At 70.1% G+C, this 20,535-nt stretch carries 18 protein-coding genes and 1 pseudogene; 10 read left to right on the top strand and 9 right to left on the bottom strand.

Going from position 1 to position 20,535, the window contains the following annotated elements; all coding sequences use genetic code 11:
* Positions 1-725, top strand: a pseudogene (locus tag O3Q52_RS25105) (serine/threonine protein kinase); the annotation flags it as partial.
* A 126-nt stretch (positions 726-851) separates the two neighbouring features.
* Positions 852-1,478, top strand: coding sequence for a GntR family transcriptional regulator (locus O3Q52_RS25110; RefSeq protein WP_269651026.1), 627 nt, complete (start codon positions 852-854; stop codon positions 1,476-1,478).
* 82 nt (positions 1,479-1,560) lie between these two features.
* Here the strand turns inward: O3Q52_RS25110 and O3Q52_RS25115 are convergent, their stop codons facing one another.
* Genes O3Q52_RS25115 through O3Q52_RS25125 form a run of 3 tightly spaced genes read right to left on the bottom strand, consistent with a single transcriptional unit; the run spans position 1,561 to position 4,120 of the window.
* The gene (locus O3Q52_RS25115) at positions 1,561-1,899 is read right to left on the bottom strand and encodes a cupin domain-containing protein (RefSeq protein ID WP_269651010.1); all 339 of its coding nucleotides are present in this window, start codon (positions 1,897-1,899) and stop codon (positions 1,561-1,563) included.
* 13 nt (positions 1,900-1,912) lie between these two features.
* Positions 1,913-2,704, bottom strand: coding sequence for a carbon-nitrogen hydrolase family protein (locus tag O3Q52_RS25120; RefSeq protein ID WP_269651011.1), 792 nt, complete (start codon positions 2,702-2,704; stop codon positions 1,913-1,915).
* A gap of 51 nt (positions 2,705-2,755) precedes the next feature.
* Complete coding sequence (locus O3Q52_RS25125) at positions 2,756-4,120, bottom strand: MFS transporter (protein ID WP_269651012.1); 1,365 nt, start codon at positions 4,118-4,120, stop codon at positions 2,756-2,758.
* 193 nt (positions 4,121-4,313) lie between these two features.
* On the opposite strand from O3Q52_RS25125, the gene O3Q52_RS25130 reads away from it, so the two are divergent.
* The gene (locus tag O3Q52_RS25130) at positions 4,314-5,000 is read left to right on the top strand and encodes a DUF2848 domain-containing protein (protein ID WP_269651013.1); all 687 of its coding nucleotides are present in this window, start codon (positions 4,314-4,316) and stop codon (positions 4,998-5,000) included.
* Between the two features lie 62 nt (positions 5,001-5,062).
* On the opposite strand, the gene O3Q52_RS25135 is transcribed toward O3Q52_RS25130, so the two are convergent.
* Positions 5,063-5,851: a hypothetical protein gene (locus O3Q52_RS25135; RefSeq protein ID WP_269651014.1), complete on the bottom strand. Its 789-nt coding sequence runs from the start codon at positions 5,849-5,851 to the stop codon at positions 5,063-5,065.
* Between the two features lie 232 nt (positions 5,852-6,083).
* Between O3Q52_RS25135 and O3Q52_RS25140 the strand changes: the two genes are divergently transcribed.
* The 4 genes from O3Q52_RS25140 to O3Q52_RS25155 all read left to right on the top strand — a co-directional run bounded on the left by O3Q52_RS25140 (position 6,084) and on the right by O3Q52_RS25155 (position 13,118).
* The gene (locus O3Q52_RS25140; protein ID WP_269651015.1) at positions 6,084-7,562 is read left to right on the top strand and encodes a diacylglycerol kinase family protein; all 1,479 of its coding nucleotides are present in this window, start codon (positions 6,084-6,086) and stop codon (positions 7,560-7,562) included.
* A gap of 50 nt (positions 7,563-7,612) precedes the next feature.
* Positions 7,613-9,466 (top strand): serine/threonine-protein kinase, encoded by a 1,854-nt coding sequence (locus tag O3Q52_RS25145; RefSeq protein WP_269651016.1) that lies wholly within the window; start codon positions 7,613-7,615, stop codon positions 9,464-9,466.
* 127 nt (positions 9,467-9,593) lie between these two features.
* Positions 9,594-11,219 carry a succinic semialdehyde dehydrogenase gene (locus tag O3Q52_RS25150; protein WP_269651017.1) on the top strand — a complete coding sequence of 542 codons (1,626 nt, stop codon included), beginning with the start codon at positions 9,594-9,596 and terminating at the stop codon, positions 11,217-11,219.
* 120 nt (positions 11,220-11,339) lie between these two features.
* Positions 11,340-13,118: a GMC oxidoreductase gene (locus tag O3Q52_RS25155; RefSeq protein WP_269651018.1), complete on the top strand. Its 1,779-nt coding sequence runs from the start codon at positions 11,340-11,342 to the stop codon at positions 13,116-13,118.
* Positions 13,119-13,332: 214 nt separating this feature from the next.
* Here O3Q52_RS25155 and O3Q52_RS25160 read toward each other — a convergent pair whose 3' ends face one another.
* The 4 genes from O3Q52_RS25160 to O3Q52_RS25175 form a co-directional block, all read right to left on the bottom strand.
* Complete coding sequence (locus O3Q52_RS25160; RefSeq protein WP_269651019.1) at positions 13,333-14,364, bottom strand: LAETG motif-containing sortase-dependent surface protein; 1,032 nt, start codon at positions 14,362-14,364, stop codon at positions 13,333-13,335.
* Positions 14,365-14,969: 605 nt separating this feature from the next.
* The gene (locus tag O3Q52_RS25165) at positions 14,970-15,149 is read right to left on the bottom strand and encodes a hypothetical protein (protein ID WP_269651020.1); all 180 of its coding nucleotides are present in this window, start codon (positions 15,147-15,149) and stop codon (positions 14,970-14,972) included.
* A 16-nt stretch (positions 15,150-15,165) separates the two neighbouring features.
* A complete protein-coding gene (locus tag O3Q52_RS25170; protein ID WP_269651021.1) occupies positions 15,166-15,960 on the bottom strand; it encodes a hypothetical protein in 795 nt (264 codons plus the stop codon).
* A gap of 546 nt (positions 15,961-16,506) precedes the next feature.
* The gene (locus O3Q52_RS25175) at positions 16,507-16,752 is read right to left on the bottom strand and encodes a toxin-antitoxin system HicB family antitoxin (protein WP_332112940.1); all 246 of its coding nucleotides are present in this window, start codon (positions 16,750-16,752) and stop codon (positions 16,507-16,509) included.
* Positions 16,753-16,758: 6 nt separating this feature from the next.
* Between O3Q52_RS25175 and O3Q52_RS25180 the strand changes: the two genes are divergently transcribed.
* The 3 genes from O3Q52_RS25180 to O3Q52_RS25190 are packed head-to-tail and all read left to right on the top strand — an operon-like array spanning position 16,759 to position 19,212.
* Entirely contained in the window at positions 16,759-18,042 is a 1,284-nt protein-coding gene (locus O3Q52_RS25180) for a transposase (protein WP_269651023.1), read from the top strand.
* Entirely contained in the window at positions 18,023-18,385 is a 363-nt protein-coding gene (locus O3Q52_RS25185; RefSeq protein ID WP_332112941.1) for a hypothetical protein, read from the top strand. The genes O3Q52_RS25180 and O3Q52_RS25185 overlap by 20 nt, the downstream gene beginning before the upstream one ends.
* Positions 18,382-19,212, top strand: a complete 831-nt coding sequence (locus O3Q52_RS25190; RefSeq protein ID WP_269651024.1) for a hypothetical protein — start codon at positions 18,382-18,384, stop codon at positions 19,210-19,212. The genes O3Q52_RS25185 and O3Q52_RS25190 overlap by 4 nt, the downstream gene beginning before the upstream one ends.
* Positions 19,213-19,871: 659 nt before the next feature.
* On the opposite strand, the gene O3Q52_RS25195 is transcribed toward O3Q52_RS25190, so the two are convergent.
* A complete protein-coding gene (locus O3Q52_RS25195; protein WP_269651025.1) occupies positions 19,872-20,180 on the bottom strand; it encodes a chorismate mutase in 309 nt (102 codons plus the stop codon).
* Positions 20,181-20,535: the final 355 nt, after the last annotated feature.

The following is a 20,535-nucleotide window of genomic DNA, read 5'->3' on the forward strand; positions in this document are numbered from 1 at the left end:
GGCGCGGCGGCCGTCCGTACACGTCCGTGGAGCAGGCCGCGCGTCCGCCCGAGCCCGCGCCCACGCAGGTCGTACGGATGGCGGAGCCCGGCGGCAGGTCGATCCGGGTCGGCCGCAAGGGGTGGATCGGGATCGGTGCCGTGGTCGTCGCGGCCGCGCTGGCGGCGTACCTCGTGGTCGCGGACCCGTTCGCGGGGCCGCTGCCCGACAACTGGAACAAGAAGGACCTGAAGGCCCTGGGCGCGACGATGGCGGTGCCGGCCGGCTACCAGAAGACCGTGCCCAAGCCCGACGCGGCCAAGGGCGAACACTGGGTCCAGTTCACCGACTTGAGCGGCAGCCTCTGGATCAGCCTCACCCTGGCCAAGAAGGCCGAGGACACCGGTGACATCGCCGGGTCGGCGGCGGCCGAGATGTACGACGACGACGCGAGCTACCGTCAGAGCGGCAGCTACGGCATGGACATGGACTCCGAGCCCGCTCCCAAGAGCAAGCCGGATCCGACGACGTACAAGGACCGGAAAGCGGCCCTCAACACCATCACCTACTCGACCACGGACACCGAATCCCCGCGTCCGCGCGAGATGCAGGTCCTCTACTACAAGACCAAGTCCGGCGACATGTACAAGCTCATGATCGGCTACCCCGGCGAGGGTGACTTCACCGAGCGCGGGCGCGAGGTCGCGAAGACGGCGATCGCGAACCTGGACATCGACACGCTCTGAGCCCGCCGCGTCGGGGAGGTGCTCAGGCTGCCACGGCGAGTTGGTGACGGCACACGGCCCGGTGTTGTGCGGGAACCCCCGTGGTAGCGTCGGTATACAAACTGTATGCGATGTCTGGGGGTTGCCGTGGCGTCCGGTCGGGAGAAGGCCTACGCGTATCTCAAGGACACGGTGCTGACGGACCCCGAGATGCAGGGGGCCTTCGTGTCCGAGCAGGAGCTCGCCGATCGTATCGGTGTCTCCCGCACCCCCATCCGGGAGGCGCTGCTGCTGCTCGCCGCGGAGGACCTGGTCGAGCTCGTGCCCAAGCGAGGTGCCCGGGTGGCGCCTCTGACGGGGCGCGAGGTGCGCGAGCTGATGGAGCTGCGCGGCCTCGTCGAGCGGTACGCGGCCGAGCGGCTCGTCGCGGCCGGGCGGGTGCCCCTGGAGGAGCTGCGCTCCCTGCTGGAAGAGCAGCGCGCGCTCACCGGCGCCGAGGAGACCCGGGAGTTCATCGCCGTGGACCACCGGTTCCACGCGTCCCTGGTGTCGGCCGTCGGCAACACCCTGCTGGACCGGCACTACGACGGTCTGCGCAGCCGCCAGGTCCGCGCCGGGGTGGTCGCCGTCTTCAACCAGCAGGGACGGCAGAAGGCCGTGCTCGACGAGCACGAGGCCATCGTGGACGCCCTCGCCGCCGGTGACGCGCCGGCCGCGTGCGCGGCCATCGACCACCACCTGGAGTCGACCCTCAAGGTGCTCCTCGACGGCTGAGACGGCTGAAGCCGCTCCTCGGGGACGGAGGGGCCGGGCGCGCGCCGTCCCTCCGCCGAGGGACGCTCCCGTGCCCGCCGGATCAGGGGTACGTGATCACGAGCATCGTCACGCCGTCCGGTGAGGTCCAGGGCCCGTGCGGCATGCCCGGGGGACGGCAGGCGTACATGCCCGCGGTGAAGGTGCGCTCCAGCGTCAGGTCGTACATCGCTCCCTCGACGAGATAGACCTCCTCCCACACGTCGTGCCGGGCCACGCCTCCGGCCGAGGTGTCGGTGCCCGGCGCCCAGCGGACGAGTGCGGTGCGCCGGCCGCTCCCGGGGTCCTCGGCCAGGACGCACTCCTCGACGCCGGGTCCGGCGCCGGCCGGGGCGCGCCAGGGTCCGTCGGGGCGGTGGAACTCCAGCTCGGGCCCGCTCATCGCCACACCTCGCTCATCGCCACACCTCGGGCCGCCGGTTCGCCAGTACGGACGTCTTCTCGCGGACCGCGCCGACCTCCTCGACGTCCAGATCCGTCACCAGCAGCTCCGGCTCGGCGCCGAGCGAGGCCCGTACGGTCCCGTCGGGGCCGACCACCAGGCTGTGCCCGATGCCGGTCGGCGCGGGGCCCGGAGGGGTGCCGGGATCGGCCTGGCCGACGGCGGCGACCCAGACGGTGGCGTCCAGCGCGCGGGCCCGCACCAGCAGCTCCCACTGGTCGACCTTGCCGGGGCCGGCTCCCCAGGAGGCCGCAAGGAGGGTGCCCACCGCTCCGGCGTCGGCGTGCGCCCGGAACAGTTCGGGGAAACGGACGTCGTAGCAGGTGGCCAGGCCGAGCCGGACGCCGTCCACGTCGATCACTGCGGGGCGGGAGCCCGGGGCGACGGTCTCGGACTCGCGGAAGCCGAAGGCGTCGTACAGGTGGATCTTGTCGTACGACTCCTCGACGCCGGGGCCGGTGGCCAGCAGGGTGTTGGCCACCCGCCCCTCGTCGGCCGGGGTGAACATGCCGGCCACGACGACCGTGCCGGTCTCCCGGGCGATCTCGCGTACGCCGTCGGCCCAGGGCCCGTCGAGGGGCTGGGCGAGCGGGGCCAGCGGCGTGCCGAAGCAGGCCATCGAAGCCTCCGGGAAGACGACCGCGCGGGCTCCGGCGTCCGCGGCGCGACGCGTCCACTCCTCGACGAGGCGCAGGTTCTTGTCGGGGTCGGGGCCGGTGGTGAGCTGGCCGATGGCGATCCGCACTGCGGGGCCTCCTTGTCCGGGGCGAGTCTGGGCGGGGTCGTGTGGCCGTTGTCAGCGGGGGAGCGGGACGTCCGCCGCGGCCCGGGTCTTCGGTGCGGCGAGTTCCGCGTCCTCGTCGACGGCGGCCTCGGGGTTGCGGCCCAGCAGCACGCCCACCACGGAGACCGCGCAGGCGAGGGCGATGTAGAGGGCCAGCGGCACCCAGCTGTCGTAGGCGCTCAGCAGGGTGGTGAACAGCAGCGGGGCGATGGCACCGCCGATGATCCCGGCCAGGGTGTAGGCCAGCGAGGAGCCGGTGTAGCGCAGCCGGGGCGAGAACTGCTCGGCGATGAAGGCGGCCTGCGGTCCGTAGAGACAGCAGTGGATCACCAGGGCGACGAGGACTCCGGCGGCGAGCGGCAGCCAGGAACCGCCGGCGGCCATCGGGAAGAACACGAACGGCCACACCGCGGCGGCCACCGCGGCGACGCCGTACAGCAGGCGCCGGTTGACGCGGTCGGAGAGCGCGCCGGCCAGCGGCATCAGGAAGACCTGGACCGAGGAGCCGATGAGGACGGCCGCGAGGGCGGAGCCGCGCGACATGTCGAGTTCCTGGGTGGCGTAGGTCAGCACGAAGACGGTGAACATGGCGTACAGCACGTCGGGGCCGACCCGGCACAGGATCGCGGCGGTCAGGGCGCGGGGCTGGGTGGTGAAGACCTCGCGGACGGGGGCCTCGGGCCGGGACTGCTCGGCCTCCATCGCCTTGAAGACCGGGGTCTCCTCCAGCTTGGCCCGGATCCACAGCCCGAAGCCGACCAGTACGCCGGACAGCAGGAACGCCACACGCCAGCCCCAGGACTCGAACTGCGCCTCGGTCAGCAGGGCGCCGAGGGCGGCGAGCACACCGTTGGCGAGCAGGTTGCCCGCGGGCGGGCCCACCTGTGCGGCGGAGGCGTAGAAGCCCCGGCGGCGCGGGTCGCCGAACTCGCTGGACAGCAGCACGGCGCCGCCCCACTCGCCGCCGACGCCGACGCCCTGGGCGAAACGCAGCACGACCAGCGCGATGGGCGCGGCCACGCCGATCGTTCCGTAGGCGGGCAGCAGACCGATCAGGAAGGTCGCCACGCCGATCAGGACAAGCGTGGCGATCAGCACCTTCTTGCGGCCGATCACGTCACCGAGACGGCCGAAGACGAATCCGCCGAGGGGACGGGAGACGTAGCCGACCGCGTAGGTGGAGAACGCCAGGAGCGTGCCGGTGAGCGGGTCCTCCGACGGGAAGAACAGATCACCGAAGACGAGAGCGGCCGCGGCGGAGTAGACGGCGAAGTCGTACCACTCCAGGGCGGTGCCGGTGAGGCTCGCGACGAAGGCGCGGCGGACGCCGGAGCGCTTCTCCGCGGCCCCGGCGTCGCTCTTCGGGGTGTCGTGCATGGTGCCCATCCTTGCTCGGGGACATCGACCTTCCGGCATACTTCTTGTATACAGGTCGTATGCGCAACCCCTGCGCCGGAAGTTAACCGCGGAGAAATCAGGATCCGCGGACCGGTCCCCGGTCCGTGATCTCCGTTTCCGGCCCTCGTTCCCGACCCCCGTTTCCCGTTCCCCGAATCCTGGGAGTGCCCTCATGGCCGTGCTGACCTTCGAACTGCCCGACGGATCGACGCGCGAGGTCGATGTCGTCCAGGTCCTCAACGCCGGGTATGCCGGGCGCAGCCAGGACGACGTCGCCGCGCACGTCGCGGAGCTCGCCGAGCTGGGCGTGCCGGGCCCGTCCGTGACGCCGGCGCTCTACCCCGTCTCCCCGTACCTCGCCCAGCAGACCGAGCGGGTCGCGGTCCAGCACGGCCGCACCTCCGGCGAGGCGGAGTGGGCGCTGGTCGTCGCCGAGGGCGGGGAACTGCTGCTGACCGCCGCCTGTGACCACACCGACCGGGACCTGGAGGTGCACGGGGTGGCGTGGAGCAAGAACGCCGGCCCCGACGTCCTGGCCCGCCGCGCCTGGCGCCTGGCCGACGTGGAGTCCCGCATCGACGGGATCACCCTGCGCGCCTGGGTCAGCCACGACGGCACCGAGACCGAGATCCAGGCCGGGACGCTCGCCGAACTCCTCACCCCGGGCTACTGGGTCGACGTCCTGCGGTCCCGCGGCGAGCTGACGCCCGGGACCGTCCTGATCTCCGGCACCATCCCGATGGCTCCCGGCGTGGACCAGTTCGCCGACGGCTGGCGCGTCGAACTGGCCGACCCCGCCGGCGGCGACACCATCGGCCTCGCCTACGACGTCCGGCCCATGCCGCAGCCCATCGGCTGACACGTCAACCACGGGAGGGCGGGCCGGTGAACCCGGCCCGCCCTCCGTGTGTGCGTCGCCCCCTACCGGCTTCGCCTCAACAGACCTCGCCTCAGCGGAGCTTCGCCGTCTGGGCCTTGATGAGGTCGGCCGGTACGTCGTAGTCGGAGACCTTGGCGTCGTCGGCGAACGCGGCCATGCTGATCGAGTAGTACGTGGCGACCGTGCTCCCGTGCCGCGCGACCTCCGCGTGCACGACCGGGTCGCCCTCGGAGTCCGCGGTCACCGCGAACGCCAGCGACTCGTCGCCGTTCCCGGAGGCCTTCTCCGCCTCGACCTTCTTGAACTTCTGGGGCTCCTCCTTGGCCGTGGCCGTGAAGCCGCCGCAGCCCTCGATCGCGGCGGAGAGAGGACATGGTCTCCTTCGCGCCGTCGCCCTCGTACGAGGACAGCGAGACGAGGGTGACGGTCGAACCGAGGGCGTCGGTGATGGAGTTCATCGCGTCCTCCATCTCCTCCTCGGTCATGTCCTCGAGGTCCTTGGTGGGGGAGGCGCTCGCCTTGGCCGTCGGGTCCTCCTGGGCCATGCGGTTGACGTACGAGGCCGAGTCGCCCGGCGCGAAGCCGGTGAGGACGTACGCGAGGGGCGCGCACTTCTCGTCGACGACCTTGATCTCCTCCTTGGAGGAGGCGAACTGGTCGGACTGGTCGGCCGGGCCGACCTTGAAGCCCTTGACGTCGGCCGTCGCGATGACGAGCTTCTCCAGCTCACTCTTGCCGAGGGTCTTCGCTGCCGCGGCCGGCTCCTTGCCCGCGGCCTTGTCGTCCTTGCCCGATCCGGAGTCGGAACCGCTGTCGGAACAGCCGGTCACCAGGGCGAGCGAGAGGACGGACGCAACGGCTGCGGCGCCGGGACGCGGCAGCGCGAGTCTCTTCCCTATTCGAATGTTTATTCGGTGGTATTGCGGTGAAACTGGGAGTCTGAGGGCGGGTCAAGAAAACGTCAAGCCGGTTCCGGAACGGCATACTGCTCAGCACCGACGGACAACAGGGACGACAGCCGCCGACCCTCCCCGCGGCTTCCTGTGGAGAGAGGTGACGGGCGTGGGCCTGGATCTCGACGTGCGTGCGCACGCACGCCAGCGGTGGGCGGCGCGCGGTGCCCTGGCGGCCGCCGGCCTCGCCGTGCTGCTGCCGATCGGATTCGCCCGGGCCGCGAGCGTGTTGCTCCTCGTGGTCGGGGTGCTCGGCACGGCGGTCACGGTCGCCGCGCTCTGGTGGGTGCTGACCCTCCGGGGGCCGGCCCGGGCCGCGGCCGGGGTACTGGCCCTCGCGACGCCCGCCACGGTCATCGGGCTCTTCGCCGCCGCGAACCTGCTCTGGGTCGTCGTGCTGTCCCTGGCGCTGTGGGGCTTCGCCGTCTGGGCCGGGAAGTTCGCGCTCAGCCTGACCAAGTCGCATGCCGTGCGCGTGTCCGAGCACCGGACCCCCGCCCCCGCCAGGCCCTTCCTCATCATGAATCCGCGGTCCGGCGGCGGGAAGGTCGAGCAGTTCGGGCTGAAGGAGAAGGCCGAGCGGCTCGGAGCGCGCGTCCACCTCCTCGACCCCGAGCACAAGGAGGACGTCACCGAACTCGCCCGGCGGGCCGTCGCGGACGGGGCCGACCTGCTCGGCGTCGCGGGCGGGGACGGCACACAGGCGCTGGTCGCCGCGATCGCCGCCGAGCACGACATCCCGTTCCTCGTCGTCTCCGCCGGGACCCGGAACCACTTCGCCATGGACCTCGGACTCGACCGGAACGACCCGGCCGCCTGCCTCGACGCGCTCACCGGCTCGGGGGTCGAGGTCCGTGTCGACCTCGGCTTCGCCGACGGGCACCCCTTCGTCAACAACGCCTCGTTCGGGGCGTACGCGGTGGTCGTGCAGAGCCCCGAGTACCGGGACGACAAGGTGCGTACGACGCTGGAGCTGCTGCCGGAGCTGCTCACGCACCAGCGGGGGCCGCGGCTGAGCGCCCGGATCGAGGAGACGGGCGGGACCGGAGGGACCGCTGGAACCTCTGAGACCTCGGGGACCGGCGCGACGAACGGGGCGGAGGCACCCGGGGTGGCCGTCATCGACGCGCCCCAGGCCCTCCTCGTGAGCAACAACCCCTACCGCATGGACGATCCCGCGGGCCTCGGCTACCGCGAGCGGCTGGAGTCCGGTCTGCTCGGAGTCCTCGGCATCAAGGTGGAGAACGCGGCCGAGGCGGCCGGGCTGCTGCTGGGCGTGCACTCCACCGGGCTCACGGTGCTCACGGCCCGCGAGGTGGTCGTCGACGCCGACCGCCCCGAGATCGAGGCCGGCGTGGACGGAGAGGCCTTCGTCCTGCCCACCCCGGTACGGTGCCGCATCGAGCCCGGCGCGCTGCGCGTGCGCGTCCCCTGGAACCGGCCGGGCGTTCCGGAGACCAAGCCCCCGATGGACTGGCGCCGGCTGCGTAAACTCGCTGCGGCGGTGGGCCGTACGGCACTCCCCAAGCACCGGGCCCTGCCCAGGGACGAGCCTCTGCCCGAGAACCGGACCCCGCCCACCGCGTGAACCACCGCATGACGTCGACAAGCTCGGGCCCCGCACGGTACTGATGGGGCATGAGCGATGACGGGGGGCGGTTGATCGGCGGCCGTTACCGGCTGGCCGAGCGCATCGGCTCCGGCGGCATGGGCACCGTATGGCGGGCCGTCGACGAACTCGTGGAGCGGGACGTCGCGGTCAAGGAGCCGCGCCTGCCCGGCGATCCGCAGGACGCGGCCCACCAGCGCGCGTACAACCGGCTCCAGCGGGAGGCGCGGGCGGCCGCGCGCGTGGAACACCCGGCGGCCGTCGCCATCCATGACGTGGTCGTGGAGGACGGACTGCCCTGGATCGTCATGGAGTTGATCCGCGGCGAGTCCCTCCACGAGGTACTGCAGCGCGGCGCGCTCCCGCCCGCCGAGTCCGCCCGGATCGGGCTCGCCGTCGTGGGCGCGCTGAAGGCCGCGCACGCCAAGGGCATCGTGCACCGTGACGTGAAACCCGCCAACGTGCTGCTCGGACAGCACGGCCGCGTCGTGCTCACCGACTTCGGCATCGCCCACATCCAGGGCGAGGAATCCATCACCATGAGCGGGGAGTTCGTCGGCTCCCTCGAATTCATCGCACCCGAGCGGATGTCCGGCCGAGGCGCGGGCCCGGCCGCGGACCTGTGGTCCCTGGGCGTCTGCCTGTACGCGGCCGTCGAGGGCTGGTCCCCTTTCCGGCGTACGACGCTGGAGTCCACCCTCGCCGCGATCCTGTCCGCCGAGCCGCCGGAACCCAAGCAGGCGGGGCCACTCGGTGCCCTGATCGTGCGGCTCCTGACGAAGGACCCGGACGAGAGACCGGACGCGGACGAGGTCGTCGTCGCGCTGCAGGCGGTGGCGGAACGGTGGCCGGTCCCGGCCACGGCTCCGCAGGGAGACCTGACGATTCCTCAGGACGCCTCCGCGTTACGGGAGTTCGCGGATGATTCGGGGACGGTACAGCTCGTCAGGCCTCCCGCCTCGGACGAGGCACCGGAGAATTCGAGGTCGTCGGAGTCACCTGAGCCGCGTGGGCAGTCCGAGTCGCCCGAGCAGCCGGAGGCTTCCGGGTCGTCCGAGCCGTCCGGGCCACCCAAGGCGTCGGCGGCATCGGCGGAATCGTCCCGGCCGGAGTCACCCGCCCAATCGGACACGGCCACTTCCTCCGAGGCGGGCACCCCCTCCGAGCCCCCCGCCCCGTCGGAGGACACCCGGGCCGAGCCCATCCCCGTACGTCCCGGGCGCAGGCGCTCCACCGCGCGCCTCGTGGCAGGAGTCCTGGCCGGTGCCCTCCTCGTCGCGGGTGGTGTCTGGGCCGGGACCTCGCTCACCGACGACAGCGCGTCCGCCGTAGGGGGCGAGCCGTCGGTGACCCCGAAGCAGCGGGCCTCGACCTCGCCGACGACCAGGGACAGTTGGGTCGCCCACGAGGAGCAGGACCTGAACGCCGTCCTCTCCCTCCCCAGGCAGTACGTGCGCTTCCACGAGCAGGGCGGCCCCGACGACCAGCCGCGCATGGCCATCTACGACAACGACGAGGTCGTCCAGGTCCGCCTCACCCAGTGGGACGAGGCGCCGCGCTCGCCGATGGACCAGGCGAAGGACTCGGCCGAGACGTGGGCCGGATACGGGGAGTCGCAGACGCAGTACACGAAGACGTCCTTCGACGGGAACGAGGCCGTGCTCGTCGACACGACCTACGAGACCGAGGGCAGGCTGGTCCGCGTCATGGAGCTGATGATCCTCACCGACGACAGCCGGCTGTACGAGCTGCGTGTCGACATGCCGAAGGGGACGGCGGACGAGAAAAGGGGCACCGAAGTGTTCAAGGGAGCGCGCGACCGACTGGAGATCGGCGGGTCGAGGAAGTGGTCCCCGCGCTCCGATTTTTCGGTCGGGCCCTGATCGTCGCCGGACAACCCCCTGATCAGGCCATTCATTGCCAGTGATCGCTGGCGCTGTGTGTGCACTCGGTGAATCCCTATTACCGCCGGGTACCCAAAGCGGCGGGCCCGGGCATACGCTGCGGGCCATGACCGACTCGCAGGCCCCGGTACACGCCCCGGAAAAGACCGGCACCAACCCCCTCGCGCCCGCCCCCGAGGGCGCCCGCACGGCTGCTGACGTGGTCACGCCGGAGCTGATCGCGCAGCTCACGCGTGGCGTGGTCGGTTCGGGCCGCACCGCCAACCACACGCCGTTCACGGGCGAGAAGCTGGCCGACCTGCCCGAGTCCACCCCCGAGGACGTGGAGCGGGCCTACGAGAAGGCCCGCGCCGCCCAGGCCGTCTGGGCCCAGACCCCGGTCAGGCAGCGCGCCGCCGTCCTCCTCCGCTTCCACGACCTGGTGCTCGCCCGCCAGGCCGAGGTGCTGGACCTCATCCAGCTGGAGACCGGCAAGGCCCGGCTGCACGCCCACGAGGAGGTGCAGGCCGTCGCCGTGGCGGCCCGCCACTACGGCCGCAAGGCCGTCTCGTACCTCAAGCCCAAGCGCCACGCGGGCGCCGTGCCGACCCTCACCAAGGTCACCGAGCTGCGCCACCCCCGGGGCGTCGTCGGCCAGATCGCCCCCTGGAACTACCCGCTGGAACTCTCCGTCGGCGACGCGATCCCCGCCTTCGTCGCGGGCAACGCCGTCGTGATGAAGCCCGACACCGAGACCTGCCTCACCGCCCTGTGGGCCCGCGACCTGCTGATCGAGGCGGGCCTGCCGGCCGACGTCTTCCAGGTCGTCCTGGGCGAGGGACCGGTCGTCGGCCCGGAGGTCGTCAAGCGCGCCGACTACGTCTCGTTCACCGGCTCCACCCGCACGGGCCGCGAGGTCGCCCAGAGCGCGGCGGCCCGCCTGGTCGGGGTCTCCCTCGAACTCGGCGGCAAGAACGCCATGCTGGTCCTGGAGGACGCCGACATCGACAAGGCGGCGGCGGGCGCGGTCCGCGCCTGCTTCTCGTCCGCGGGCCAACTCTGCATCTCCATCGAGCGGTTGTACGTCCACGAGTCGATCGCGGACGCCTTCGTGGAGCGGTTCGCCACACGCACCAGGGCGATGCGGCTCGGCAAGTCCCTCTCGTACGGCGCCGAGATGGGCTCGCTGGTCGGCGAGCGCCAGCTGGAGACGGTGACCCGGCACGTCGAGGAGGCGGTCTCCAAGGGCGCCAAGCTCGTCGCGGGCGGTGTCGCACGCCCGGACATCGGCCCGTACTTCTTCGAGCCCACCATCCTCGACGGCGTCGAGGCGCCGATGGCGGTCTGCAACGAGGAGACCTTCGGCCCGGTCGTCTCCATCTACCGCTTCAAGGACGAGGACGAGGCGGTCGAACTCGCCAACTCCACGCCGTACGGCCTCAACTCGTCGGTGTGGACGAAGGACGGCCGCCGCGGCGCCAAGGTCGCGGCCCGCCTGCGCACCGGCACGGTCAACGTCAACGAGGGCTACGCGCCCGCCTACGGCAGCGTCCAGTCCCCGATGGGCGGCATGAAGGAATCCGGCCTCGGCCGCCGCCACGGCTCCGAGGGCATCCTCAAGTACACCGAGGCCCAGACCGTCGCCCAGCAGCGCCTGCTGCCCATGGCCCCGTCCCTCGGCATGGACGACGAGGGCTACGCCCAGTTCATGAGCCGCAGCCTGAGGCTCATGAAGGCGTTCCGGTTCCGCTAGAGGTCTGTTGAGGGGCTTCGCCCCTTCAGGGGCGCGGGGCTGTATCGATTTGCGGCTCCGCCGCGTGGGCGCGAGCAACCACAGAGCACCCGCACTGCACACTCAAAGGGGAGAAAGCACGTGCCTCAGGACGCTTACGACTACGACGTCATCGTCGTCGGCTCCGGCTTCGGCGGATCCGTCACAGCCCTTCGCCTGACAGAGAAGGGCTACCGCGTAGGCGTCCTGGAAGCGGGCCGCCGCTTCACCCCGGGCACGCTCCCCAAGAACTCCTGGGACCTCAAGAACTACCTCTGGGCGCCGAAACTCGGCATGTACGGCATCCAGCGTATCCACCTCCTCGGCAACGTCATGGTCCTCGCGGGCGCAGGCGTGGGCGGCGGCTCGCTCAACTACGCCAACACCCTCTACGTACCGCCGAAGCCGTTCTTCGAGGACCCGCAGTGGAAGGACATCACCGACTGGCAGGAGGAGTTGAAGCCGTACTACGACCAGGCCCAGCGGATGCTCGGCGTACGGCTCAACCCGACCATGACCCCCTCGGACGTCCATCTCAAGGCGGCCGCCCAGCGGATGGGCGTGGGCGACACCTTCCACATGGCACCGGTCGGTGTCTTCTTCGGTGACGGCGAGGACGCCGACGGAACCGCGAAGGCGAGCCCGGGACAGCAGGTCGACGACCCGTACTTCGGCGGGGCAGGCCCGGCCCGTAAGGCATGCGCCGAGTGCGGCGAGTGCATGACGGGCTGCCGGCACGGCGCGAAGAACACCCTCAACGAGAACTACCTCTACCTCGCCGAGAAGGCGGGCGCGGTCGTCCACCCGATGACGACCGTCGTGTCGGTCACGGACGACTCGCAGGGCGGCTACGCCGTCGCGACGCTCCCCACGGACGAGAAACGCAAGGGCGAGGGCCGGACCTTCAAGGCCCGCCGGGTCGTCCTCGCCGCCGGTACGTACGGCACACAGACCCTGCTGCACCGCATGAAGTCGAGCGGCCAACTCCCGTACCTGTCCGGCAGGCTGGGCGAGCTGACCCGTACCAACTCCGAGGCACTGGTCGGCGCGCAGACCGACAACCGCCGCTACCGGAAGGCCACCGGTGAGGCGAAGGTCGACTTCACGCGCGGAGTCGCGATCACCTCGTCGGTCCACCCGGACGAGAACACCCACATCGAGCCCGTCCGCTACGGCAGGGGCTCCAACTCGATGGGCAGTCTGTCGATCCTCCAAGTCCCCTATGCGGAGGGCTCGTCGAGGGTTCTGGGCTGGCTGGTCAACGCGGTGAAGCACCCGACCCTCGTCGCCCGCTCGCTCTCCAACCGCCGCTGGTCGGAGCGGACCATCATCGGCCTGGTGATGCAGTCCCTCGACAACTCCCTGACGACGTACCTGAAGCCGAAGGGCGCGGGCAAGGGCCTGTTGACGGCCCGGCAGGGCCATGGCGCCCCCAACCCCAAGCAGATCAAGGCCGCTTCGGAGTCCGCCTCCGCGATCGCCGCGGAGATCAACGGCTTCGCCGGCTCGAACGTCGGCGAGCTGATGGGCACCCCGCTGACCGCCCACTTCCTGGGCGGCTGCCCGATCGGCGCGTCGGCCGACGAGGGCGTCATCGACCCCTACCACCGGCTGTACGGACACCCCGGCATCTCGGTGGTCGACGGCGCCGCGGTCTCGGCGAACCTGGGCGTCAACCCCTCCCTCACGATCACCGCGCAGGCGGAGCGCGCGATGTCGTACTGGCCCAACAAGGGCGAGGCGGACCCGCGTCCGGCGCAGGGAGCCGCGTACGAGCGCCTGAAGCCGGTCGAGCCCCTCGCCCCCGCCGTCCCGGCGGACGCCTTCGGCGCACTGCGCCTGCCGTTCCTGGGAATGCCGACGGTGCCCCCGAAGAAGTAACTCCGGCCGTACGTCTTGCAACAGGCGGCCGGAAACGACGAAGGACCTGCGCCCCCCTCCGAGCGCAGGTCCTTCGTTTCTTGCGTGAAGCGCATTACGCCTTACGCGTCCCGCGCCCCTGAGCGGCGCGGGGCTGTGACATCTGCGGCTCCGCCGCGGGGCGCGACCGGCCCCCACCGGCCCGCAGACGAATCACACGCTCCCAGCGGAGCGCTTACGCGTCGGCGCCTGCCTTGCGGCGGCGGACGACGAACACCGCGCCGGCACCGGCGACGACGGCCGCGCCGCCGACGAGACCGATGGTCGGCAGGGCGGAGCTGGAGCCGGTCTCGGCGAGGTTGCCGGTCGGCAGCTCGGAGACGTTGCCCTGCGGCTTCTTCACCGGGTCCTTGCCGTTGTCACTCGGGCCGGCGGTGCCCGGGTCGGGGTTGGCCGAGCCGGCCTTCAGCACCTCGAAGTCGTACTGCGCCCAGCCCTCGGCGATGCAGTCCTGGCCCTTGATGTTGTCCAGGTAGGCGCCGGAGCCGAAGGAGTACGAGTCACCGGCCGGAGCGCCCTTGTCGACGCTGAAGCGCAGGTCGACCTTCTCGCTCGCCTTCGCCTTCAGGGACTCGACGTAGAAGAAGTAGTCACCGGCCCAGTTCTCGTCGCCGATCCGCTCCCACTTGCCGGACTCGGTGTTCTTGAACTCCAGCGTGACGTACGGGCTCAGGAACTTCGCCTCGTCGAGCTCGTAGTTCTCGATCTCGGCGTAGAAGGCGACACCCTTGATGTCGGCCTTCGACTCGTTGGTGACGACCAGCTTGAAGTTGTGGAAGCCGTCGCCCGCGACGATCTTGCCGGGCAGACCCTTGATGTCCGCGGAGACCTTGGCGTCTCCGTAGCTCTCGTCGAGGTCCTCGCAGTACGGGACGTCCGGGTCGGTCGGCTCCTCGCTCGGCCCGGGCGTCGTGGTCGGCGACCCGGTGGGCGTCGTGCTGGTGCTCGGGGTCGGAGTGCCCGAGGGGATCTCGGTGCTCGGCGGCGTCGTCGTGGGCGTCGCGCTGGGCGTCGTCGTCTCGGTGGTGGTCGGCGTCGCGCTCGGCGTCGTCGTGGCGGACTCGGTCCCGGTGGGCGTGGGGTCCGTCGCGAAGGCGGCAGGAGCCGACAGCAGCGCGAGCGGAGCTATGACGGCCGTCGTGGCCGCGGCGGCCATGACACGGCGAAGCTTCATGAAGACCTCGGAGAGTCCGGCGTACCGCAGCATTGCGGCACGAGAGTTTGGGAGGCCTCCGCGCGCGGGGTACGCGGGTACGGCCGTTGGTTCCGCAAGTGAGACCTGTGACTCCTGTAAAGGGTTGTCCCCGAACTCACAGAATTTTTATGTGGGCTGGGTCGCATGGCGGATTGCGGTCCGGCGACTGACACCGCCTGCCATCTGCGGGATAGAGCCTGGCCTCGTCCTCGAACGGCACGTGCCAGCGATCCCTGATCAATATGTCGGCGTACCGTGCGATGTGCCGCCCCCACCGCCCTGACCGCGATCCTCTGATGACCCTTTGGCCGCAGCGACGTCACGATCGTCCCCACCTCTGACGCCGGGACTCTGTGGTGCCCTGGAGCCCGATCGACAGTGTGGTGTGCGATGCCCGGGGCGCGTGATGTGGTTGCTGTGAGCGCGAACCTCGGGCTCTCCGGGAAAGGACCTCCCGCAGCCTGACGATCGACTGCGGGAGGTTCTCACCTCAGCGTCATGGCGCTGAGGTGCCGTTCACCAGGTGATGTTGTGCAGCATGCCGTTCACCACGAGGACGATCAGCACGGCGAGGACGCCGATTGTCACCTTCTCGCGTGTGGTGGCAGCGAACGATCTCATGTCACCGCTCCTTCCCGGACGATGGCAACCGGAGTCGCTCCGCCGACCTTGTGATCGCTCCCGCTCGATTCCCCGTCGGCGGTTGCGAAGAAAGCGAACCCCGCAATCGCGAGGGCCATCAGGGTTGCGAGGACGACGGACAGGACGATGACGATCGTCTTGCCATTCATGGTCATGCGGTCCCCCTTCGGGTTAGAGGTTCTTCAGATATCCGCCGCGGAAGCCGTACTCGTTCGCCCAGACCTTCTGGCGCTTGTCGATGCTGACGCCGAAGCCCTTGTAGATGATGCTGCCTTCCCACACGACGGAACCGTTGGCGTAGGAGCCGTCCTTCCAGTGTCTGGGCACACTGTTGGAGATGGCCACGGCGGCGTTGAAGTTCCGCTTGCCGCACTCGGCGAAGTTGACTCTCGTGATCTTGCTGCCGTTGGTGTAGTAGTTCACCCACACTGACAGTCGGGTGACTGTGACGCCGAGGATCTTCTGGGAGTGGGAGTACTTGGTCTCCCAGGTTCCCCTGGACAGCTTCCCCCTTGCCTGCACTCCCGTAGTGGCGTCCGGTGTGAAGGTGGCTTCCTGCTCTGCCACCACGACCACATCGCCGTTGAACGACGACGATGACTTCTCGACGGTCGTGGTCCGGGATGTGGGTGCCGCTGCGGGGTCCGTCCCTGGCTCGGCCTCAGAAGTCGCGAGCAAGAACGCCTCAAGTACCTCGCGTTCGTTGAGGTAGTCGAGGTACTTCTCCTTGTCGGCGGCGGACAGAGCCTTGAACTCGCTCAGTGTTCGCGCCGCGTTCTCATCGTTGGCGAACTTGGGAGAAGAGAGGTACCTGATGTAGACGGCCGGGGAGGTCGTCTGCCCGCTGCGCTCGATTCCGGGGTCAGCGGTGGCGGCCGTCGCTCCGGCAGTCCACGTGAGGATGGTGGCGGTTCCCAGGGCGGCTATGGCTCTGGCGAAGGCGCGGCGGCTGGTGCCGTTCTGCACGGTTACTCCGTTTCGGAACATGCGTCCGGGCGCATCAAGTACACCCCAACCCCCGTATTCGGAAGGGGTTTACACCCGGCTGGTCATCGCCAATCTGATCAGGTACATGGAGGGCACGGTTCCGGCTCAGATGTTCCTCAAATGACACAAGTGATAACTGATGGTGAAGGCGTCGCAGGGGCTCGTGTGGTCCAAGTTTCGTTCTCGGAGCCCGTTCTCGAACCTGCCATCCGCTGATCACCAGCGCGTTCTATTCCGGTCCTGCGGCTTTGCGGACCTGCCCATAAATTTCTGGTGAGCGGCCTGTGACCCGCCGCGGGGTCGGGTCGCGACGTGGCCTTGACCTCGTCGTCGACGGCAGGCGCCGTCTTGTAGGGCGCCCAGCAGGACGGCATGGCCGACTCGGCGGTCGGCTGTGACCCTGTCTTCCGAGGTGCGCGAAGCGTTCGCTACCAGTTAGTGCTTTGGTGCCACCCGCATCAGCCGATTCGCCCGCCTTGGACTAGAGCTGGCCGTCTGATCAACCGAATGCGCCAACAAAGTCCTTCAGGGTCGGGGTGAGTGCCCGCTCCCGCGTAGCGGGGCAAGGGCAGCCGAATCGCCGCCAGGGCGATTCGGCGTCTCACCCGGCTCGGCAGCGTGACGCACCACGGAGATCAGCCATGAGTTCAGGGAGCGGTCATCGGCAGCCGCAGCGGCCACGGCCATCTCGTGCACGTCGTCGGGGAGGCGCAGGTTCACATGCTTCGTCATGGTCCCATTCTGGCACTGGACCCAATATGATGCTAACATGGGACCATGTCCCGGTTTCGTATGTACCCGACGACCGCCCAGGAGGTGGTCATGCGTGAACACTGCGCGCACGCCCGGTACGTGTGGAACCTCGCCGTCGAACAGCACTCGCACTGGAAGCCGGGTCGTAAGTCCGCGCCCGGCTTCGCCGAGCAGTGCCGCCAGCTGACCGAGGCCCGACGTGCGAACGGGTGGCTCGGTGCCGGAAATGCGGACGTGCAGCAGCAGGCCCTGAAGGACTTCTCCAAGGCCAAGAATGCCCGCTTCACTTCCGGCTTCGGTGAGCCAACCTGGCGCAAGAAGTTCGGGCACGAGGGCTTCCGGGTTATCGGCACCGACCGCGTACCAGAGTTCGAGACGGGCGGGGCGCCGAAGCTGAACGCCAAGGGCAAGCAGGTCATGGGCCGGTCCGTGGTGGTGCAGAAGCTCAGCCGGCGGTGGGCTCAGGTCAAGGTGCCCGGCTGCGGATGGGTCCGCTTCCGCCTCACCCGTCCGCAGCTCTCTGCCGCGAAGACGTTCCGGGTCACCTCTCGCAACGGGCAGTGGCACATCGCGTTCGCGGTCGTCCCCGAACCGATCGCCGCACCCGGTACCGGTGAGGTCATCGGCATCGACCGGGGCGTGAAGATCACCGCCGCCCTGTCGGACGGGCGGAAGCTGAACTGCCCCCAGCTCACGGCCAAAGAGCAGGCGCAGATCCGCAAGCACCAGCGGCGGGCCGCCCGCGCCCCCAAGGGGAGCGGGGCCAAGACGGCCGAGTACGCGAAGGTGGCCCGTCTCAAGGCGCGGGAAGCCGACCGGCGCAAGGACTGGTGTGAGAAGACCAGTACCATGCTCGCCCGTACCTGTGACCTGGTGCGGTTCGAGAAGCTGAACATCAAGAACATGACCGCCTCCGCGGAGGGGACGGTCGAGCGGCCCGGTAAACGCGTGAAGCAGAAGGCCGGGCTCAACCGGGCCATCCTCGCCCAGGGCTGGGGCCTGCTCAGACAGCGCACGGAGCACAAGGCTCCCGGCCGGGTCGAGGACGTTCCCGCCCCGTACACGAGTCTGCGGTGCAGTGCCTGCGGATGGATCGACAAGAACTCGCGCAAGAGCCAAGCCGGGTTCGTCTGCTCCTTCTGCGGCTTCACCTGCAACGCGGACACCAACGCAGCAGCCAACGTCGCGGCAGGACAGGGCGGGATTCCTCGCCCCCGGCGAACAGCCGGTGCCGGAGGGGCAACACCCCGCAAGGGATCGAGTGTCCGTGAACCTCAGCCCAAATGGGTTGGAATCCCCCTCTTTTAAGGGGGGAGGATGTCAAGCCGACTACACCTTCGTCTACGCGCTGGCCCCGGCCGACCCGGACTCCACCGAGGTCTCCCGCACCATCGTCCGTCGCGTCCTCGACCTGGAGCTCGTCAACCCGGCGAAGTACGAGGTCACCCCGGGCCGGCTCTCGGTCAACCGCTACGACCAGGACCTCGCCAACTCCGCCTGTGACGTCTACGACGGCTTCCTGCACCCGCAGTTCGACTCGGCCGATCCCACGGGCGCGCCGCCGAGCGGGCCCACGACCGACCCGTACGACCGCAGCCGGGACATCGGGAAGTCCGGGACGGAGGAGTGTGGAACGGTGTCCCGGACATGAGCACGGACATGAGCACGGGCGTGAGCAGAAGGATCGTGCGGACCCTGGTGGCCGCATCGGTCGTGGCAGGCCTCGGATGCGCCTCGGCGTGCGCGGGCGGCGACGACGGGGACAAGAAGGCGGCACGGCCGCCGGCCGCCGCACAGTCGGCCGGCGAGTCGAAGGAGCAGGCGAAGGACACGGACGAGGGTGGGGACGGGGCCGAGGACAAGGCGAAGGCGTCGGGCAAGGACGGCTCTTCGGCCGCCCCGGACGCGGACGAACCCCTGACCCGGGCGCAGCTGAAGAAGGCCGCGCTCACGACGGGTGACGTCAAGGGCTACAAGGTCGAGGGGGCGGGCTCCGCCGATCTCCAGGGGGCGTCCTCCCCGGCGGGCCCGGCCAAGTGTCAGCCGGTCGCCGACATGTTCCTGTTCACCACCGACCCGGTCTCACGGACCTCCCTCAGCCGCGGCGTCACCGCCAAGGACGAGACGAACGCCTCGGTGACCACGCTCGCCCTCCTCTCGTACGGGTCCGGCGAGGCCGACGACGTGCTCGCCGGGCTGCGCAAGGCGACCGGCGAGTGCACGGCGTACCGGTACGTCGGCTACAAGTACTCCGGGGTCAAGGCGCTGGCCGATCCGAAGCTGGGCGACGAGTCCGTCGCGTTCCGGCTGGTCGCCTCCATCGAGGGGGCGGAGGTACCGGCCGCGTACACGGTCGTCCGCGACGGTTCGACGCTGGTGGCCTTCAGCTCGATGAACATGCTGGACGCCGACGAGGTCGAGGTCCCGGCCGAACTCGTCGAGGCGCAGCTCGCCAAGCTGAAGAAGACGACGGCCTGACGGGACGGCCCGGCCCGGTGCGGTCCGGGATACGGGACCGGCCGCACGGCGTACGGACAGGCGAAGGGCCCCGCGGGACAACCGCGGGGCCCTTCGTGGTCAGCACCGACGTCAGGGCAGCGCCGGTGCCTGCGGGACGGCGCCGGGGGGTGCGCCGTTTACTGGCTTCTCCGCCGGGTCGGCGCCCCGGCGCACGGGGGGAGTGCGCGTGGTATCGACCAATGGCGGTAAGACGATCCAATGCTGCTGTCTGCTCTGGGACTTGGGGGTAGTTCCAAACATCGTGCTCGATGGGCCGCGGCCTCCGCAACCGTTTCGACCGCCCTTGCACAGATTCCGCCGGCCGGCTCCGGGCGTCCCCGGAGCCGACCTCTCTTGGGTGACCGGGCTGCTGTCCCCTGCCGTCCGGTCACTTCTCTGGAACGAGGTCCCACGGCGCACGTCCGTACGCCTCATCGTTCCAGCGGAGCCACGCGTGGTTCTTCGGGCCCGCCCCTGGCTGACACGGACACCGGGACCAACGAAGCCCGCCGCGGGGCGGTCACGCGCCGTACGGGTGAGAGGACATGCGTACGTGCGTGCACCGGACGTCCGTCGTACGCGGGTGTCGTACGCGGATCCCGGACGTCCTCAGCATGCTCGGATTCAGAGGGCTGTCTTCAGATGCGGCCCCGGCACAGCTCCAGGAGCGTCATCGCGAGCGAGGTGCCCGGCTTGCCGAGCGCGTCCCTGTAGTGGCCGAGGACGTCCATCTCGCGTGACAGGTTCACGCGGCGGCCTCCGGAGGCGATGCGGGCCTCCTGGATGACCGCCGAGATCGCCATGCGTTCCTGGACGAGGCCGATGATGCGGTCGTCGAGGGCGTCGATGCGTTCGCGGGCGCCGGTGACGACGTCGGCGGCCTCTTCGGTACGGGCGCCGGTCCTGTCCGCGGTGGTGTTCTTGGCGGTGTCGGTGGCTGTGCTCATCTCGGGGGCTCCTCTTCGAGTGGGGTGCCCCGGAGCGGCAAGGTCCGGAAACCGCGAGGCGCCCCGGGCCTTGTCGGCCCGGGGCGCCTGGGAAGTCGCTTGTCAGTTGCTCAAGCAGCACGACCATGGCAGCCGGTGGGCCGGTTGCCATAGGTAAAGACGAAGGTCTCGTGCGTGAGCATGGGAGCAGTATGCCCGGGCGGGCGGTGCCGTCCAACTCGGTTCGAATCCTGAGACACCTGTTTTCGCCCCCGCCGCCCCTACCCATTCCCGTCACTTACCGGGGGCTGCCGCCCCCAGGCCCCCGCATCGGCCTGAACGGCCTCGTCCTCAAACGCCGGACGGGCTGGGTGGG

Origin of the sequence: Streptomyces sp. ActVer, from assembly GCF_027270795.1 — a bacterium.
GTDB lineage: Bacteria > Actinomycetota > Actinomycetes > Streptomycetales > Streptomycetaceae > Streptomyces > Streptomyces umbrinus_A.

Excerpts from the sequence above, each read along its gene's own strand:
- O3Q52_RS25115 (WP_269651010.1), bottom strand. The coding sequence starts at position 1,899 with ATGAGCGGGCCCGAGCTGGAGTTCCACCGCCCCGACGGACCCTGGCGC.
- O3Q52_RS25125 (WP_269651012.1), bottom strand. The coding sequence starts at position 4,120 with ATGCACGACACCCCGAAGAGCGACGCCGGGGCCGCGGAGAAGCGCTCC.
- O3Q52_RS25130 (WP_269651013.1), top strand. The coding sequence starts at position 4,314 with ATGGCCGTGCTGACCTTCGAACTGCCCGACGGATCGACGCGCGAGGTC.
- O3Q52_RS25145 (WP_269651016.1), top strand. The coding sequence starts at position 7,613 with ATGAGCGATGACGGGGGGCGGTTGATCGGCGGCCGTTACCGGCTGGCC.
- O3Q52_RS25150 (WP_269651017.1), top strand. The coding sequence starts at position 9,594 with ATGACCGACTCGCAGGCCCCGGTACACGCCCCGGAAAAGACCGGCACC.
- O3Q52_RS25160 (WP_269651019.1), bottom strand. The coding sequence starts at position 14,364 with ATGCTGCGGTACGCCGGACTCTCCGAGGTCTTCATGAAGCTTCGCCGT.
- O3Q52_RS25165 (WP_269651020.1), bottom strand. The coding sequence starts at position 15,149 with ATGACCATGAATGGCAAGACGATCGTCATCGTCCTGTCCGTCGTCCTC.
- O3Q52_RS25175 (WP_332112940.1), bottom strand. The coding sequence starts at position 16,752 with ATGTTAGCATCATATTGGGTCCAGTGCCAGAATGGGACCATGACGAAG.
- O3Q52_RS25180 (WP_269651023.1), top strand. The coding sequence starts at position 16,759 with ATGTCCCGGTTTCGTATGTACCCGACGACCGCCCAGGAGGTGGTCATG.
- O3Q52_RS25190 (WP_269651024.1), top strand. The coding sequence starts at position 18,382 with ATGAGCACGGACATGAGCACGGGCGTGAGCAGAAGGATCGTGCGGACC.
- O3Q52_RS25195 (WP_269651025.1), bottom strand. The coding sequence starts at position 20,180 with ATGAGCACAGCCACCGACACCGCCAAGAACACCACCGCGGACAGGACC.